The sequence below is a fragment of the Methanothermobacter sp. EMTCatA1 genome, from assembly GCF_002356395.1.
Classification (GTDB): Archaea; Methanobacteriota; Methanobacteria; order Methanobacteriales; family Methanothermobacteraceae; genus Methanothermobacter; species Methanothermobacter thermautotrophicus.
This window is the reverse complement of sequence record NZ_AP018336.1, coordinates 860,632-878,031: the sequence shown is the minus strand read 5'-3', so window position 1 is coordinate 878,031 and position 17,400 is coordinate 860,632. Positions and strand designations below refer to the sequence as shown.

The window sequence follows — 17,400 nt, the reverse complement described above, 5'->3', positions numbered from 1 at the left end:
ACCAGCACCTCAGAGGGCCCTCCTGAATATGGCCTCAACATCTTCAATTGAGGGCCGTACAGGGTTTGTTACAATGCAGGGGTCCTTCATTGAGGCCTCTGCAAGTTCAGGTATGTCGTCCTCCCCGACACCGAGATCCTCCAGGGTCATGTCGATCCCTATACCGGACCGGAATTCCCGGATGTAATCAATGAGCTCGGCGGGCCCCGAACCCCTGAGGCCCATTGCCCGTGCGATTTCATGGTACCGTTCACTGGCTCCAGGGTAGTTGAATTCTATCACGTGTTCAAGTAGCAGTGCATTGGCCTCACCGTGGGCCATGTCAAGTTTGCCTCCAAGGCTGTGGGCCATTGCATGGACAAGTCCCAGACTGGCATTTGAGAATGCAAGGCCAGCCTCGAGGCTTGCAAGCATCATACCCTCACGGTACTCCATGTTCCCGGGTTCATCAACGGCAGATGGGAGGCACCTGCTTATGATTCTGATGGCGTCCAGGGCGTTGAGGTCAGTCAGATGGAAGCTTGCATTGGATACATAGGCTTCGATGGAATGGGCAAGGGCATCCATACCTGTTGCAGCTGTCAGTTCCCGGTCCATGGTGACGGTGGTCTCAGGGTCTATGAGTGATGCGTCGGGTACCATGGCCTTGCTTATGATGGCTATCTTCACCATCCTCCGGGTGTCGAGGATGATTGCAAACTGGGAGACATCCGCCCCTGTCCCTGCAGTTGTGGGGATGCATATTATGGGAACCGATGGGGTCGGGATCATATCAACACCCTCAAAGTCAAGTACGTGCATCCTGTTGGATACAACAGCACCCATGGCCTTTGCACAGTCAATGGGGCTTCCACCACCCAGGGCAACTATCATGTTGCATTCCTCGGCATCGAAGACCTCAGCCCCCTCCATGACCTCATGGTCACGGGGGTTGGGCGTCATGTCATCAAAGATGACATAGTCGAGGCCCTCCTCCTCAAGGGAGGAGCTGACATCATCAACGAATCCAGTCTTCATTAATCCCCTGTCGGTCACAAGGAGGACCCTGTCGGCTCCGAGGTTCAGGGCGTATCTGCCAGCAAGGAATCTTGCCCCGTCACCAAATACGAATTCACTTGTAACGAATTTTCTAAGTTCCCCCAACTTCACCACCAGTCCCTGATCTGGATCAGTACAGATTTCATGGGATGTTATGTTCTTCAGTGCCTGGTTCAGTACAGATTTCATCATGGCACCCCATGTTCTATATATAAGGAGGTATACTCTTAATTAAACCTTATTAAATGGTGTGGTGATTCCTGTGGCTTCCTGTGAATACTGTGGCCTGGATGGGTACTATGGACGCGAACTTGCCAGAACACGGCACTGGATAATCTACCTTGCACCGAGCCAGCGATACCTCGGGACATGCGTCGTGGCCCTCAAGAGGAAGTGCAGGGACCTCTCAGAGCTCATGGATGGGGAGTGGGCTGATTTTGCATGGATTCTGAGGTGCCTTGAGTCTGCCGTGAGGGAACTTTTCAACCCGGACCTCTTCAACTGGAGCTGCTTCAAGAACTCGGCCTTCAGATCAGAGGATCCGGACCCTGAGGTGCACTGGCACTTCCATCCAAGGTACAGCAGGCCGGTCAGGTTCGGAGGTGAAACCTTCAGGGACAGAGAGTTCGGCCACATACCTGTCCCACTTGAAGGTAAGGTCCCGGAGCCTGTTATGGATGAACTTGAAGGCATAATGAGGGACAGGATAGTTAAGTTTCTGAATGAGGGAGAGGATATTTAACTCTCTGTCCTCTGGTGATGAATGGATGTATGGAAAGGTGATAGGTTGAATAGAATCGAATGTGTCCTTGAGAATATTCATGAGGAGGGCGGAAGGGCCCTTATAACTGCAAGGAAGAACATATACTACCTCTCAGGCTTCATGCCAACAGCCACATCATTCCTGATCCTTGAGGATGAACCGGTACTCCTTGTGAGTGAGATGGATAGAGAATCCGCCATGGCGAAATCCCGGGTTGATGTGAGGACCTTCAAGAGAATAAGGGATGTGAGAGAATCATTCGACCTCTCAGGCGTGCTTGTTGAACCGGCCACCCCAGTGGGCCTCCTTGAGAGGCTCGGCATCGGTGGGGACTTCAGGGTCATGGATCCTGTATCAGATATCAGGATGGTCAAGGACAGGGAGGAACTTAAAAGGATGGAGGAGGCCCTGAGGATAGCAGAGAACTCATTCAAAAAACTTGAATTTAAGGGGACTGAAATTGAGATAGCCGCCAGACTTGACTACACCATGCGCCTGGCCGGTTCTGAGGGGGTCTCCTTTGACACCATAGTGGCATCCTCGGAGAGGTCAAGCATCCCCCATGCAGTGCCAACAGCAAACACCACCGGGTCACCTGTACTGATTGACTGGGGGGCTGTCAGGGAGGGCTACCACTCTGACACCACAAGGACAATCGTTGAGGGTGAAGGGGAGCATGAGGTACTTGAAATTGTCCTTGAAGCTAAAAGGGCGGGGGTGAAGGCCCTCAAACCTGGTGCAAGGGCATGTGATGTTGACAGTGCTGTCAGAGGAGTTATAGGGGAATATGGCTATGCTGATAACTTCATACACTCAACAGGTCATGGGGTGGGGCTTGATGTCCATGAAAAGCCATCCCTGGCAGCAGGTGATGAAACCGTCCTGAGGAAAGGGATGGTCCTGACAGTTGAACCAGGGATCTACATCCCGGGCGAGTTCGGTGTGCGGGTTGAGGACATGGTCGTGGTGGGTGATGGTGTTATGAACCGGCTGCCTGATGCACCGAGTTGATGTGGTAATTATAAATAATAGGCGCCAGATAGTTAGTAACAGAGCATGATGTTACACTGGAATGTGGTGTTGAGATGGCCGTAGTACCAAGCGCACTGAAACCAATGAGCGATGCCCTTGAGAACATAATACCTGATAGGCTGCTCCTGAGGCTGCAGGAGACCCTCATAAGGACCGGGCTGTATGTAAAGGCATCAGAGATAGTAACCCTTGCATTCCTTGGAGGGGCCATATTTGCAGTTCTCGCATCCGTTGTTGCAGCCCTTCTTGGTTTAAGTGTTATCCTCGCAGTACTGGTAGGATTCTCCCTGCCATCAATCATGCTGGGGGCATACATCTTTATAATGATGGAGAGGCGCGTTGATGCCATTGAACAGTCAACACCCGACTTCCTGAGGCAGATAGCCTCTCTCCTGCGGGCGGGTGTGGGCCTTGAATCAGCCCTTGAGGATGTATCCCGACAGGGGGAGGGACCCCTGTATGATGAACTGAAGAGGGCCGTCATTGAGATAAACATCGGCAGAACATTCGATGAAGCCATACTATCAATGAGCGAGCGCCTGAAGTCAAAAAACCTTGACAGGACATTCAGGATGATACTTGAGGGTAGAAGGGCCGGTGGAAGTCTTTCAGATGTCATTGAAACCGTTGCAGAGGACCTGAGGGCGGTCCTTGCACTTAAGAGGGAGAGGAAGGCCAACGTCATGATGTCAGTCATGTTCCTTGTTGTCGCGGCCATAATCGCAGCACCCTTCGCCCTGGGGATGATAATGGTCTACTCAGGTTTCATGGAGTCAGTGGGAAAACCAAACCCCATCCTGGGGGCTGCAAAGATCGCTGCTTCAGGCTACATAATAATTCACTCCATAATAGCAGGGCTCCTGATAGGCATCATAATGTACGGGAGTGCAAGGAAGGGTGTTAAATTCGCTGTTCCGCTCTCCATAATGGCATATGCAATATTCTATGTGATAGGAAGTTTCGGAATGACACTTGTAAGTAGCATGGCACCATAGGGAGGTTAAGGCTTTGCATGGTTTAATTGCCGATGAATCAGGTCAGGGATCCGCTGAACTCATACTTGTATTCGGGGGTATAATAGTCATCGTAACGGTGGCGGTTGTATGGTACCGCAACTATGTCAGGGGATCTGAAGCAGCCATGAAATCAGATGTTCAGAATGTTACAAACTCGATAAAGGGCCTTAAGAACAAGTTCTAGGGCACATACCGTCTTTGATTGATTTATGATTTTTGAATCTATAATCCAGAGCAGGGCTATGTCTCTGTGGGCTGATCCTTTACGGGGTGTTTCCAGATGGAGATGATTATTGATGGAGAGGGGGTGAGTGGAGAGAAAATCTTCACCGTCAGGAACCCCTTCAACGGGGATGAGGTGGATAGGGTCCCACTTGCAGGGCGAAGTGATGTTGAGAGGGCCATCAGGGCGGCCCACCGGGCCCGGGATGCAATGGCGGACCTATCAGCCAGGAAGATATCTGAGAAACTCTATGACGTTGCAGATGAACTGAAGACAGAGCTGGATGAATTTGCAAGGCTGATAACCCTTGAGTCAGGCAAACCCATAAGGTTCTCACGTGACGAGGTGAAGAGGTCAGTTGAAACTGCAAGGCTTTCTGCAGAGGAGGCAGGAAGGCTCTACGGCGAATCAATCCCCATGGACGCCGGTATAGGCGGGAAGGGTCTCACTGGCTTCACAGTCAGAATCCCCCTCGGGGTTGTTGCGGCAATAACCCCCTTCAACTATCCCCTCAACCTCGCAATACACAAGGTTGGCCCGGCCCTTGCAGCCGGTAACACCACTATCCTTAAGCCATCCCTCGAGGCCCCACTATCTGCACTGAAGCTGGCATGGATCCTCAGTGAGCACTTCCCGGCCGGCGCTGTTAACGCTGTAACCGGAAGGGGATCAGAGGTGGGGGATGTTATCATTGACAGCCCCCTCGTTGATAAGATAACCTTCACTGGAAGTGTTGAGGTCGGGAGGTACATATCTGCCAGGGCCTCCATGAAGAGGGTCACACTTGAACTGGGAGGCAACGACCCCCTCATTGTCATGGATGACGCGGACATCGACTCTGCAGTGGAGGCTGCTGTGAGGGGATCCTACCTCTACTCTGGACAGGTCTGCATAGCCGTTAAGAGGATGATAGTCCATGAGGACGTGGCCGATGAATTCGCAGATAAACTCGTGAATAGAACAGGGAGTTTGAGGGCCGGGGACCCAATGGATGTAAGAACAGATGTTGGGCCCCTGATAAATGAGGATGCCGCCATTGAGGTTGAGAGGGTAATCGGGGCGGCGGTTGAGGATGGTGCTGAACTCCTCTGTGGCGGTTCAAGGAGGGGTAACTTTGTTGAACCCACGGTGCTTGACCATGTGGTGCCCGGCATGGAGGTTATTGAAAGGGAAACCTTTGGTCCGGTCTCCCCAATAATAAGGTTTACAGGTGCTGATGAGGCCATAAGAATTGCCAACGGGACCTGCTATGCACTTCAGGCAGGGGTCTTCACAGAGAACATAAGGACAGCCCTCAGGATGGCCAGGGAAATTGAGGCCGGCACAGTGCTTGTAAACAAGCAGTCCACATTCAGGGTGGACCACATGCCCTTTGGGGGATTCAGGTGCAGTGGAATGGGTAGGGAGGGTGTCAAGTACGCCATAAGGGACATGACACGCACAAAGATGATAGTCCTAAATGAAAACTGATCCGGTCCGCTGAATGCACCCTATCCTTAATTTTTCAGAACTTTGATTGAGAACTGAATAATCCCCTGGATTGTTCCCTATTTTAATAAAGGTAATCTGAATGAACATTTTGGCTTGTTCTGGATTAATATGATCTATATGGGTGATTCAGATCATAATGGGGGTTCAAAATTTTTATAAAGGGTTCTCAGGCAGCTACAATTTTTAATAAAAAAAATATATGTAATTATTTTTTTAATAAAAAATTGTCAGTCATGTTTGAAGGGATCTGATTCATGACAATACTTGAGACTGGATCTGGGGAGCCATAATCTGCTATTTCTAAGTAAATATGGTTCATACCAATTTTTAATGTACTTGACTTAAATTATATGTGCATTCTCAAGATTTAAATTAATAACAGAACTTAAGTCTTATTATTCCAGTTAAACAAAAAAAATTTTTATATTAAATATATCTATCTAATATCTGATGATAATGTGGAGGTGAAAACTTGAAAGACAAATATATTGTGCTACCATTACTGGTCCTGCTTGCATTCGCTGCAGGTATCTCAGGTGCATCAGCAGCGGATATACCATCCAATGCTGTTAACCTGACAATGCAGCAGAACGCCTCGGACCCCGCACAGATAATTGTCGATGTTAACTACAGTGATGACCTCCAGGACGTTGATCCCACAGTTGCGGTCGATGCAAAGCTTGAACTCCTTGAGGGTAACATCACAGATGCAACCATAAAGTGGTACTACACCGGTGACCTCAGCGGACCCTCAGCAGATTACACGGTACCTGAAGGTGTCCAGGAGGTCTGGCTCAGCTCCTTCACAGGGGCACCGGTACCCTAGGGAGCAGCAAAGCTCTACATGGAAGATGGAAATAGTTACAGGTGGCTCTTCGTCGTTGAAAATGCAAATGGTAAGGTCTTCAGGGTAAGGGCAAGTTCAGTGGCATTCCAGCTGAATTCAACCGGCGGAATTGAAAATGAAACAGTACTGAACTCCACCAACCTCACAGTGGACCTGCAGCCACACTTCTCACTGGCAAACCTCACAGTTAACCCCCTGAGCGGCAGCGCACCCCTCACCGTGAACGTGACAGTCAATGTCACAAACACAGGTGTTGCAGGGGACTACACAGCTGAGCTTAAGGTCAACGGTGAGGTGAAGGACAGCCAGAAAGTGACCCTCGCCACAGGAGAAACCAGGGAAGTCACATTCACATACGAACTGCCAGCAGGACTCCACAGTGTTACCGTGGGCGACCTCACACCAGTAGCAGTCACATCAACTCCAGCAGCACCATCTGCAAGCCCGGCATCAGGGATATACCTCAAAAATGTTACCGTGACACTCACAGGCCCTGCAAACTCAACAATATACTACACAACCAATGGCTCCACACCAACAGTCAACAGCACAAAATACACAGCTCCACTGGTTCTGAGCAAATCAACAGCACTGAAATTCATTGCAGTTGTTAACGGCGCATCATCAGCGGTATCATCAGCAAGTTACACAATCATGAAGCCAGTGACCCTCACCTATTACGTTAAGGTGAAGGTGAAGAAATGGTACAAGAAATGGTACAGGTACTACGGTAAATGGAGATACAAGTGGAGATACTACTGGACCTACAGGTACGTTAAGAAGACATCCACCTACTGGCAGATAGCATAAATCCATTCCAATTTTAATTTTTTTTGGAATGCCACATCATATATTTATTCTCTGGAGTATCCATAAGGAATAGGAATATCAGAGTACCTTCATTTTTGATGTTCATCAGCCGCATGAAAACTCCCCTACCTTTTCAGAAAAATGTATTAATCACATCCCATAAACTGTTACCATGGATGAATCAGGGAGATGCATGCTCTGTGAGTGGAGGTGCGGTGCAAATCGGAGTGATGGGGAAAGGGGCGTGTGCGGTGCATCAGAAACAGAAATAGCATACACATCCATCTCAGAAACCCTGAGAAGTTATTCCGTCACATTCCTGTGCTGCCCATTCCGGTGCGCCTACTGTAACGCCTACCGCATATCCCAGTACCCCCACTCTGGCTGGATCTACAGGGGACACGTTGAAGCAGAGGAACTTGCAGATGAGGCCATCACTGCAATTAAATCACATGAGCGAATCTCAAATATCAGCTTCACAGGGGGAGAACCATCCATACACACACCCTACATTGAGGAGCTGGTAAGGCGAGTAAGGGAAGAAATCGATGTCAATGTTATCCTCGCAACAAACGGGTTCTCAACCCCTGGAACCCTAAGGAGGCTCATAGGGTTAACATCACTCTTCAGCTTTGAGATAAAGGCCCTTTCAGATGAGCTTCACAGGAACCTCACCGGTGCACCTGCAGGACCGGTACTCAGAAACGCAGCCCACCTTGCAGGTAGGTTCCCTGATAAGATAAGGGTTTTCAGGACAGTGGTGATCCCCGGGATCAATGACCATGAGATCCGTGAAATAGCCGCCTTCATAGCCTCCATTGACCCGGAGATACCCTACCGCCTCATAGGCTTCAGACCAAACTTCATGCTCTACTACCACAGGGGGCCCGGTAGAGAGCTGATGGAGAGACTCGTTGAGGAATGCAGGGCAGAGGGTCTTGAGAGGGTTGACTATTCTGGCTACTACCCGGCCTCTGAGCTGAAACTTGAGGACAGATTGAAGGCAGCGGGTTGCAGTATTCCACGTGACTGTGGCAGCTGCAGCAGGGTCTGCAGGGCGATCATAGGGGAGCCATGGAGGGGTTAACTCTTCAGGAACTCCTCAACAAGGTTTCGGGTTTCGTTGAGGGCCTCGAGGGGTATCCCCCTGGGCATTTCACCAGGTTCACCATCCACATCCCTCAGGACACCTTCAACACCAAGGAACATTCCCTCACTGGTCACGCCCATGAAATTCTGTGGGGGGAGGAGTGCCACAGCCACATGATCATTCTCACGGACATCGAGGTCATTGGTGACGACCTTTATTGACCTCCCACCAGCATTCACGTTGCACACATGCAGCTTATCTGCCACGGGATGGTTCCCCACGCTCATGACCTCACCTGCAATTATATCAACTCCGATGACAGGGTCAGATATCTTTCCGAACATGAGCCTCCTGTCAAGGTTTCCAAGGATGTTCAGGAAGAACCTCACCCTTGCAATGTTCTCCTCAACCTTCTCCTTCTCCTCACGAGGGGCCTCCTCAAGGAACCTCCGGCTCCAGTCCTCACCGCCAAGGGCCTCAACTATCTCCTTAACCTTTTCCTTGATCTCCATGACATCGGGGCTTGAGGCGAGGTCCTCTGGCTCCATATAGCAGTATGTGAGGCCCTGAAGTATCCTCTCGATTTCAGTGGCAGCCTGAAGGGCGGGCTTCTTCTTCCACTGTCCCCTGAAGCCCCCTGATTCAAGGGTCCTCCTGAAGAGGTCAACTGCCTTAACTGCAACCATGAGTCTGTAATCCTTACTGGTATCCCACATTCCAATCACCATCCACAATCATGAAGAAACGGCCTCTTTTCTGCCGCCGCACTGATCTATTATTTCCCTATAAGTATTTAAGCTATAAACAATAATATTAACCAATAGCAGGTTTATGCAGTGGAGCTCCCTGTTAAACTGTCTGGTGGTGGAAAAATGGTTGAATTATCCAGTCTATATGGACTTGAAATATACACATCAAGGGGTAAATACGTTGGAAGGGTCCAGGATGTTGTCCTCAACATCAAGAAGGGACGTGTCTCAACCCTCAAGGTGAGACCAATGCGGCATGACAAGAAGAACGTGGGTATAAAGGACGTCCTCAAGACAAGTATAAGGATAGTGCCTGAATCCGATGAGATAAGGCCCATACAGGAGGAGGGCATAATAGACATAAACTATGACAGGGTACAGGCAGTTGGGGATATACTGATAATATCACCCGATGTCTCGGTGGAGAAGAAAGTGAGCCCTGTTGAATCCTGATCCTATTTTTGCGTGATACTGATGATGGTGGGTATAGTTGGCTGCGGTGCAATAGCCAACCTCATCACAGGTTTTGTGAGGGATGGCAGGGTACCGGTTAAACTTGGTTTCTTCTATGACCGGGACCTTGAGAGGGCAGAGAACCTTGCCTCAATGGTGGATGGGAGGGCGGTGATTGATGTTGCCGACATGCTCCCTGAGGTGGACCTCGTGGTTGAGGCCGCTTCACCGGAGGCGGTGAGGGACCTGGTTCCTGAGATACTTGAGGCAGGGAAGGACGTTGTTGTCATGAGTGTCGGAGCCCTCATGGACCCGGAACTCAGGGAGATGCTGGTTGAACTGGCATCCCTCAATGGCGCCACCATTCATGTTCCCTCAGGAGCCATAGTGGGCCTGGATGGTCTCAAGGCAGCGTCCATGGGGAACATTGAATCTGTTAAGCTCATCACAAGAAAACCCCCCAGGTCACTTGGCATAAGCATGGATGAGAAGAAGGTCCTCTACAGGGGCAGGGCATCCGAGGCTGTTAAGAAGTTCCCGCTTAACATTAACGTTGCCGCGGCCCTCAGCCTCGCCTGTGACCGTGATGTTGATGTTGAGATAATAGCCGACCCCGCGGTTGACCGCAACGTCCATGAGGTGACGGTCAGGGGGGACTTTGGCGAGTTCAAGACAATAACAGAGAATGTCCGCTGCTCTGTTAACCCCAAGACCAGTGTTATGGCGGCGTACTCAGCAATAAAACTCCTCAAGTCACTCAGTGAAAACATACACATTGGAACCTGATGGCTGGTCATTCTATGCGTGAACACGAGGTCTACTCAAAGCTCAGGGCACCACCATCATCCAGGATGATCCTGAGACTTGATGGGAGGGGATTCCACAGGCTCACAGAGTCCCTTGACTTTGATAGGCCCTACGATGAGGCCTTCAGGGACCTCATGATCAGGACATGCCTGGACCTCATGGAGGAATTCAGCCCCTCCCTCATATACACATTCTCTGATGAGATAAACGTGCTACTTGACTCTGTACCATTTGCCGGGAGGGTTGAGAAGCTCGACTCTGTATTCTCCGGGTTCGCATCATCCTCCTTCACCAGGGGTGCACTGGAGGCAGGTTTTTCACCGGTTAAGCCGGTTTCATTTGACTGCCGGGTGATACCCATCTCCTCAGACATTGTCCCTGAGTACTTCAGGTCAAGGCAGGATGAGTCCTGGAGGAACTGCCTCAACAGCTACGCCTACTGGACCCTCCGGCGGGAGGTTGGGGCCAGAAGGGCCGCTGAGAGGCTCAGGGGATTAAAGTCGGATTCCCTCCACGACCTTCTCTTTGAGAGGGGTGTGAACATATCGCGTGTCCCTGCCTGGCAGAGGAGGGGCGTGGGGGTCTACCGCGTACCCCACAGGGTGAGGGGATACAACCCCATCAGGGATGAGGAGGTATCTGCTGTGAGGATGAGGGTGAAGGTTGACCTTGAACTCCCCCTCTTCACAGATGAATTCTTTGAGGGCCTCATGAGATAGCAGGTAAAAATAATATCTGAGTGTATCCTATGGGTTTAATTGAGAAGATATTTGCTTTAGCCGGTTTTAAACCGGTCAGGCGTGTTGTTGTTGACTTTGAGGTCATGGATGAGGTCCTTGAGATAGCCAGAAGGTCCCATCCCCATGAATTCGCAGCCCTACTTGAGGGAAGGCAGGAGGGTGAGGTGCTCCATGTGACCGGTCTGATATTTCTACCCTCAGAGACATCAGATGAGGGGGCTGTCATGGATGTGCTCATGCTTCCACCCTTTACCGGTGCAGTCGGGTCGGTTCACTCCCACCCAGGGCCTGTGAACCTCCCATCAGCTGCAGATCTCCACTTCTTTTCAAAGAATGGGCTGTTCCACCTTATAATAGCCCACCCCTACACCATGGAGACCGTGGCGGCATACACAAGGAACGGGGATCCCGTGGATTTTGAGGTTGTTCCCTGATTGGCTGGATGTCTGTAGCTGAATTGTTGATTTTGAGGTTGTTCCCTGATTGGCTGGATGTCTGTAGCTGAATTGTTGATTTTGAGGTTGTTCCCTGATGTCTGTAGCCGAATAATAAACTGGATTGGATGGTGCAGAACCCGGGAGTCAGATGTGTGCCCGCCTCTCAAGGGAAACATGAAATTAGATTAGGCGGATAAGGTTTTATAAGAAAAGGAAACATGAACGGGAATCTTCTGAGGAATAAACGTTTTATAAGAAAAAAGGTAATGGCTGGATCTCAGGGATACTGGGGTTAGATCTCTATTGCAACCGCATCATCCACGTTGTCCAGCTTCTTAACCTCCTCGATGACCTCTGCCGGGACACTCTGATCGACCTTGAGGACCATCACAGCCTCACCGCCGATCTCCTTCCTGCCGACCTGCATGGTTGCAATGTTTATACCGTGCTGGCCGAGCTTTGTTCCTATGGCGCCGATGGTACCCGGGAGGTCCCTGTAGCGTGCTATTATCATGGTACCCTCAGGTTTCACATCGACCCTGTAACCGTTGATCCCGATTATGGTGGGCTCCTTGATGTGTGTTGCCTCCACACTGAACCCGCCCCTGTCTGATTCTGCAGTGGCGATTATGATTGACCTGTAACCATCTGACTCAGACCGGCGGGCCTCTGTAACCATTATACCCCTCTTCTTTGCAATTGAGGGCGCATTTATGAGGTTAACTGGTTCTGTGAGGATGGGGTTGAGTATGGCCTGGAGCATGGTCCTTGTGAGGATGTCGAACTGCATCTCTGCCAGTTCACCGCAGTATGTGACATCAAGTTTCTCTATGTTACCCGGGAGTGCCTGTGCGATGATGGCCCCCATCTTCTCTGCCAGTTCAATGTATGGTTTGAGGGACTTGTAGGTCTCTGAGTCCATCACCGGCATGTTGAGGACGTTCCTCGGTGCACCGCCCTGGAAAACCGTTTTTATCTCATTTGCAACTATGATGGCGGCGTCCCTCTGGGCCTCAGAGGTGGAGGCTCCTATGTGTGGTGTCAGGACCACATTTTCAAGTTCAAGGAGTGGGCTGCCCTCAGGAGGCTCCTCCTCAAAGACGTCAAGGGCTGCGCCGGCTATTTCACCATCCTTAAGGGCCCTGTAGAGGGCTTCCTCATCGATTATACCGCCACGGGCACAGTTCACTATGAAGGCCGTGTCCTTCATCAATTTGAATTCATCCTCTGAGATGAGGTGCCTTGTCTCGGGTGTGAGGGGGACGTGTATGGTCACTATATCTGATTCCCTCAGGAGGGTTTCAAGGTCTGTGACGGTCACACCCATCTCCTCGGCAGCCTCCTTGCTTATGTAGGGGTCGTAGACCATTATGTCCATGCCGAAGGCCTTTGTCCTCACAACGACCTGTGAGCCTATGCGGCCCATACCGATTATACCCAGGGTCTTGCCGTTGAGCTCGATACCCATGAACCGGTTCTTCTCCCATTTACCCTCCTTCACGGACCTGTCTGCGATTGCAATCTTCCTTGCAAGTGCGAGCATGAGACCGATTGAGTGTTCTGCAACCGTTATGGATGTGGACTCAGGGGCGTTTATCACCATTATACCCCGGTCGGTGGCAGCCTTAACATCAACGTTGTCAACACCCACACCGGCCCTTGCTATTATCTTGAGGCGGGGCGCCGCCTCTATGACCTCACGCGTAACCTTTGTCCTGCTCCTTACAACGATGGCATCAAAGTCCTTTATGGCATCAAGGAGCTCCTCAGGGGTTATGGTGGTGTTGACCACAACATCAGCCACCTCTTCGAGTTCTGATATTCCCTTTTCATTGATGGAATCAGCAATAAGCACTTTCATCCTGGACATAATTTCACCACACTTATCACAATGAAGATTTTATAGAATGATAGAAGAATCTATAGAGGTAGTGTATATTATAATTATTGGTGGGATCAGCCGGTACCGGGGTTCAGTGTGCATCCCATGCAGGTGCCCGCTGCAATATCCCATCAGAGGGAGGATGGATTATCATGTTCAGTGGATCAGTCACCGTTAATGGCGTGGAACTGCCGGCAGCATTCATGGGGAGCGCACCCTTCACAGCAGCGACCTACTTCGGGCACAGGTCGAGGCTCTATGAGATGGACCTCAAAAACCGGCCAGGGGCCATCGCTGAGGTGATTGTTGAATCATATGATCTTGGTGTGAGGGGTTTCCAGGTCATACCAGAGAAGCAGGTCCTTGAGGCCCTTGAGATGGCGAGGGATGCCGGCTGTGAACTCACCCTCATGGGTACCCTGAGGCATGAACACCTTGAGGAGGACCTCCAGACCCTCTCAGACCTTGGGTCCGCTGCGGTGCTCCTTGATGAACACTACACAGATCTTCTTGAAGCCTCTGAGGTTGCTGAGATTCTGGATGGTGTTGAGGGGATGCTCAGGGGCCTTGCAACAACCATGCCACGGGAGACAACCCTCAGGCTGATTGAGGAGGGTGTTGATAACTTCGAACTTTACATGATCCCCGTCAACAGACTTGGGTACATGACAGATTTTCCTGTTTTCCTTGAGGATGAGCGGAAGGAACTCGGAAGGCTCCTCAGTGAACTCGGGAAAACGGTGGTCGCAGAGAAGGTCCTTGCAGCGGGGATAATACCGCCAGCGGAGGCCTTTGAATTCATAGGGGGCCTTGACTATGTGGACATGGTTGCCGTTGGTGTTGCATCGGTATCCGAGGCAAGGGAGACATTCAGCGAACTCTTCGGGAGGTGATGGATTCTCCATGATTCTGGAGTTAGAGCTGTACTGGAGGTGATGAAACAGTTTGTGTCTGCAGTAAGAGGTCAGATTTCGGAAACTGCCGGGCACCGGGAGCTGAGTTAATCCGTCCACAGCTTTCAGGTTGCTACATCACAAGTTTTTTCCATATGAATCTCGGGAGGTGTAAATCTTGGATAATACAACAAAGGTACTTATCGTGGTATGTTTTGTTCTCATAGGATCTCTGGGGTTCCTCTCCGGTGTTTTCCTGAAAAGGTCCACTGCAGACCACTATGATGTCACCATTGAGGGTGACGAGGGGGTGACCGGAAGCCCTCAGGGTCCATCCTGGCACAGGGTTATGAGCTTCACCGGCTCTGGATCTGATTACCGCTGCGTTGATATCAGGGGAAACAAGTTCAAGGTGGTGATGTCGGCTGCACCGATAATCAATTACGATGTGAACACGGTGACAGTGGATGTCCTCAGGGATGGCCAGACTCTGGCATCGGCCACCGCTGAATGGGGTCCAACAGAGTCACCGACAAGGAAGAAGAAAATGATAGAGGTTTCAGGGGGCCCGGGATACTACTGCATATCTGTATACGCCTATGAGATTGAGGACTGGGAGGTTACTGTCTGGGACTATTACTGACCCTTCCAATCTTTTTTTGTGGTTGCCCTTTGAGAGAGATTGAAGGGGGTGTTCTATTGAAAGCCCAGATGACTGATATTAAGAGGTCTTTCAGAGCATGTCCGGCCAGAGGGATGGGATTGAAAAAATAGATATCCTCCTGCGCAGCTTGTGCCGTGTTCACCTAAGAACAGAGGGGATACCCTCATACACTAACTGCAGGTTTTCCTCTCGGCTATGACCTTGAGGAACTCCCTGCTGCTCTCCATTTCACCGATCTCCCAGCTCTTGATGACGGGGATTCCCTCAATGTTTTCATTTATCCTTGGATTATCGATTATGAACACTGACTCGGAGCCACTTACAAGGGAAAGATCCTTGAGCGGGACAGCCATCCTCCGCAGGGTCCTTGAATCCCTCTCCTTCTCAAGGTTGGTTATCACCGTATTATCAAACTTGATCTCCTTTGCCACAGCATCAAAGGGGGTTTTGTGGGTTTCTATCATGCCAAAACCGATATCAGCAAGTCTACCTGAGGGTTTTATCTCAATTTCATCCCTATCGGGTACACTGAATATGTCAATGGAGAGGGTTATCCTGATGTTAAGTATCTCCTCCAGGATCATGGCTGTCTCGGCCGAGGCCCTCGCAAGTCCATTCTCATACTTGTAGATGGTCTTCCTGGAGACATGGGCGAGGTCAGCCAGGTCCTTAAGTGAGAGGTTGTACTCCTCACGGACCTCCCTGAGGGTTTTACCGTCTATATGGACATAGTAGCCGCCCCGGTCAGCGATTATCTCAGGGTAATCACCATCAGCCACCATGTTCCTGAAGGTCTCAGGGGCCACTGCAGGGATACCGTGCCTCTCATAGACAACATCCTCCTCAAGGGGTTCTGTCTTTGACCTCACACCTATAATAATTGGTGAGGCAAGGAAGGTATGTGCAAGGGTTCTTATCTCATGGGCCTGCAAACTATTTATACCATCAATGTTTACAAGGACCTTAAGTAAGAGAAGTAATAGTTTCCTTCTTGCCATGAGGTCAAAGCAGCTCCGCTCATATATGTGTGATGTCTCAAACCCATTGCTGGCAAGAAGTTCATGCATCTCCCTTAATACATGCTCCCTTTTAATGGATCCATCCAATTAGATCACCAGGTGAATGTAATGTACAGGCTTCATGTTGGTATAGATGATACTGATTCCCCTGATGGGATGTGCACCACCTATATATCATGTGTCATAATCCAGGAACTTAAAAGTTGCGGTTTCTCCCTTGAGGACCATCCCCGGCTGATAAGGCTCAACCCCTTCGCACCCCACAAGACCCGTGGCAACGGTGCGGTCACCTTCACTGTGCTGGCAGAGTCCAGGGAGGACCTTAACACCATAAAGGGGATTGTCCTTGAAGGGGTGGCGGAACTCGCCGAGCTTGATAGTGAGAGGACCAACCCGGGTGTTGTATTCTACACCGGCGAGATCACAGAGGAGATGAGGGAATTCGCCCTGTCAGCCATAAGGAGGATACTCAGGATAGAGGACGCCCGGAGGCTCGCAGAGAGGGTCGGTGCAGAGGTTCACGGTTTCAAGAAGGGGAGGGGTATCATAGGGGCCCTTGCAGCCATTGGATGCCCCCTGGATGACTCCACCTATGAACTCCTGACCTACAGGGTCCCTGAGAACTATGGTAAGCCCAGGCGTATCGACCCTGAGTCGGTTGCAAGGATGGATGATGAAACCGGTTCTGAAACCTTTGATAACATCGATGGAGACTACATTGCAATAGAACCCCACACACCCTGCCCCATACTCTACGGTATACGGGGAGAGTCCCCGGAGGTCCTCCTGAGGGCGATGGAGATGGTCCGTGTTGACGAGGAGGTTGAAAGGTACTGCATCTTTGAGACCAACCAGCACACCGACCAGCACATACAGGACGCCGGGAGGATCGCAGACATGGAGACCTTCGGATGCTACAGGGTGCGGGGTGAGGTTATCGACGGTCCGAGGGTGATCGAGGGGGGCCATGTGTTCTTCACCCTCGGTGATGACTCCGGCCAGATTGAATGTGGAGCCTACGAGCCCACAAAGGACTTCAGGAAGATCATCCTTGAACTCATACCCGGAGATGTGCTCACGGTCTACGGGGGTATTGGTGCCCAGGGGACCATGAACATCGAGAAGATCCACCTCGAAAGGCTTGCAGAGCTTTACGTTGAGGAAAACCCCATCTGTACCTGCGGTAAGCGCATGAAGTCTGCCGGGAGGAACAAGGGTTTCAAGTGTCCATCATGTGGAAGGAGGCTTAGAAGCTCCAGGAAGGTCAGGAGGGCCCTTGAAAGGTCAGTTGTTGAGGGATACTATGAGGTGCCAACCTGTGCCAGAAGGCACCTCTCAAAGCAGCTCGTGAGGATGGGAATCAGCTCCCCGCCCTCCGAAGCCATTGAGAGCAGCAGCACCCGGCAATCAGACCCCCTTAATAAAAAATGGGAAGATTTATAACAA

19 protein-coding genes are annotated in these 17,400 nt (G+C 50.7%); 15 read left to right on the top strand and 4 right to left on the bottom strand.

Going from position 1 to position 17,400, the window contains the following annotated elements; all coding sequences use genetic code 11:
* Nucleotides 1-9: 9 nt before the first annotated feature.
* Nucleotides 10-1,227 carry an alcohol dehydrogenase-like regulatory protein ErcA gene (gene ercA, locus tca_RS04670; RefSeq protein ID WP_231855260.1) on the bottom strand — a complete coding sequence of 406 codons (1,218 nt, stop codon included), beginning with the start codon at nucleotides 1,225-1,227 and terminating at the stop codon, nucleotides 10-12.
* 73 nt (nucleotides 1,228-1,300) lie between these two features.
* Between ercA and tca_RS04665 the strand changes: the two genes are divergently transcribed.
* From tca_RS04665 to tca_RS04630, 8 genes are all read left to right on the top strand, one after another.
* Nucleotides 1,301-1,780, top strand: a complete 480-nt coding sequence (locus tag tca_RS04665; protein WP_286708557.1) for an HIT family protein — start codon at nucleotides 1,301-1,303, stop codon at nucleotides 1,778-1,780.
* 45 nt (nucleotides 1,781-1,825) lie between these two features.
* On the top strand, nucleotides 1,826-2,812 hold the full coding sequence (locus tag tca_RS04660) for an aminopeptidase P family protein (RefSeq protein WP_286708556.1): 987 nt from the start codon (nucleotides 1,826-1,828) through the stop codon (nucleotides 2,810-2,812).
* A gap of 74 nt (nucleotides 2,813-2,886) precedes the next feature.
* The gene (locus tca_RS04655) at nucleotides 2,887-3,828 is read left to right on the top strand and encodes a type II secretion system F family protein (protein WP_286708555.1); all 942 of its coding nucleotides are present in this window, start codon (nucleotides 2,887-2,889) and stop codon (nucleotides 3,826-3,828) included.
* 13 nt (nucleotides 3,829-3,841) lie between these two features.
* Nucleotides 3,842-4,033 (top strand): class III signal peptide-containing protein, encoded by a 192-nt coding sequence (locus tag tca_RS04650; protein ID WP_269899071.1) that lies wholly within the window; start codon nucleotides 3,842-3,844, stop codon nucleotides 4,031-4,033.
* A gap of 96 nt (nucleotides 4,034-4,129) precedes the next feature.
* Complete coding sequence (locus tca_RS04645) at nucleotides 4,130-5,542, top strand: lactaldehyde dehydrogenase (RefSeq protein WP_269899070.1); 1,413 nt, start codon at nucleotides 4,130-4,132, stop codon at nucleotides 5,540-5,542.
* A gap of 493 nt (nucleotides 5,543-6,035) precedes the next feature.
* Nucleotides 6,036-6,389, top strand: a complete 354-nt coding sequence (locus tag tca_RS04640) for a hypothetical protein (protein WP_286708554.1) — start codon at nucleotides 6,036-6,038, stop codon at nucleotides 6,387-6,389.
* 18 nt (nucleotides 6,390-6,407) lie between these two features.
* Entirely contained in the window at nucleotides 6,408-7,220 is an 813-nt protein-coding gene (locus tca_RS04635) for an FN3 associated domain-containing protein (protein ID WP_286708553.1), read from the top strand.
* Between the two features lie 172 nt (nucleotides 7,221-7,392).
* Complete coding sequence (locus tca_RS04630) at nucleotides 7,393-8,307, top strand: radical SAM protein (RefSeq protein ID WP_286708552.1); 915 nt, start codon at nucleotides 7,393-7,395, stop codon at nucleotides 8,305-8,307.
* Here the strand turns inward: tca_RS04630 and tca_RS04625 are convergent.
* On the bottom strand, nucleotides 8,304-9,026 hold the full coding sequence (locus tag tca_RS04625; RefSeq protein ID WP_286708551.1) for a tRNA-binding protein: 723 nt from the start codon (nucleotides 9,024-9,026) through the stop codon (nucleotides 8,304-8,306). The two genes, tca_RS04630 and tca_RS04625, sit on opposite strands and share 4 nt — an antisense overlap.
* A 156-nt stretch (nucleotides 9,027-9,182) precedes the next feature.
* Between tca_RS04625 and tca_RS04620 the strand changes: the two genes are divergently transcribed.
* From tca_RS04620 to tca_RS04605, 4 genes are read left to right on the top strand one after another with little or no spacing between them, the layout of a single operon-like run.
* Complete coding sequence (locus tca_RS04620) at nucleotides 9,183-9,512, top strand: PRC-barrel domain-containing protein (protein WP_048060937.1); 330 nt, start codon at nucleotides 9,183-9,185, stop codon at nucleotides 9,510-9,512.
* A 21-nt stretch (nucleotides 9,513-9,533) separates the two neighbouring features.
* Nucleotides 9,534-10,298: an aspartate dehydrogenase gene (locus tag tca_RS04615; RefSeq protein WP_286709232.1), complete on the top strand. Its 765-nt coding sequence runs from the start codon at nucleotides 9,534-9,536 to the stop codon at nucleotides 10,296-10,298.
* A 14-nt stretch (nucleotides 10,299-10,312) separates the two neighbouring features.
* Nucleotides 10,313-11,038, top strand: a complete 726-nt coding sequence (locus tca_RS04610; protein WP_048060935.1) for a tRNA(His) guanylyltransferase Thg1 family protein — start codon at nucleotides 10,313-10,315, stop codon at nucleotides 11,036-11,038.
* A 29-nt stretch (nucleotides 11,039-11,067) separates the two neighbouring features.
* Nucleotides 11,068-11,493 carry a Mov34/MPN/PAD-1 family protein gene (locus tca_RS04605; protein ID WP_048175605.1) on the top strand — a complete coding sequence of 142 codons (426 nt, stop codon included), beginning with the start codon at nucleotides 11,068-11,070 and terminating at the stop codon, nucleotides 11,491-11,493.
* Between the two features lie 295 nt (nucleotides 11,494-11,788).
* On the opposite strand, the gene serA is transcribed toward tca_RS04605, so the two are convergent.
* Nucleotides 11,789-13,357 carry a phosphoglycerate dehydrogenase gene (serA, locus tag tca_RS04600; RefSeq protein WP_286709231.1) on the bottom strand — a complete coding sequence of 523 codons (1,569 nt, stop codon included), beginning with the start codon at nucleotides 13,355-13,357 and terminating at the stop codon, nucleotides 11,789-11,791.
* 89 nt (nucleotides 13,358-13,446) lie between these two features.
* Between serA and tca_RS04595 the strand changes: the two genes are divergently transcribed.
* Both tca_RS04595 and tca_RS04590 read left to right on the top strand, forming a co-directional pair.
* Nucleotides 13,447-14,271, top strand: coding sequence for a hypothetical protein (locus tca_RS04595; protein WP_286709230.1), 825 nt, complete (start codon nucleotides 13,447-13,449; stop codon nucleotides 14,269-14,271).
* A 178-nt stretch (nucleotides 14,272-14,449) separates the two neighbouring features.
* Nucleotides 14,450-14,914, top strand: a complete 465-nt coding sequence (locus tag tca_RS04590) for a hypothetical protein (RefSeq protein WP_010876599.1) — start codon at nucleotides 14,450-14,452, stop codon at nucleotides 14,912-14,914.
* 191 nt (nucleotides 14,915-15,105) lie between these two features.
* Here tca_RS04590 and tca_RS04585 read toward each other — a convergent pair whose 3' ends face one another.
* Nucleotides 15,106-16,041 carry a transcriptional regulator gene (locus tag tca_RS04585; RefSeq protein WP_286708550.1) on the bottom strand — a complete coding sequence of 312 codons (936 nt, stop codon included), beginning with the start codon at nucleotides 16,039-16,041 and terminating at the stop codon, nucleotides 15,106-15,108.
* A gap of 21 nt (nucleotides 16,042-16,062) precedes the next feature.
* Between tca_RS04585 and tca_RS04580 the strand changes: the two genes are divergently transcribed.
* The gene (locus tca_RS04580; protein WP_286708549.1) at nucleotides 16,063-17,397 is read left to right on the top strand and encodes a tRNA(Ile)(2)-agmatinylcytidine synthase; all 1,335 of its coding nucleotides are present in this window, start codon (nucleotides 16,063-16,065) and stop codon (nucleotides 17,395-17,397) included.
* The last annotated feature ends 3 nt before the right edge of the window (nucleotides 17,398-17,400 follow it).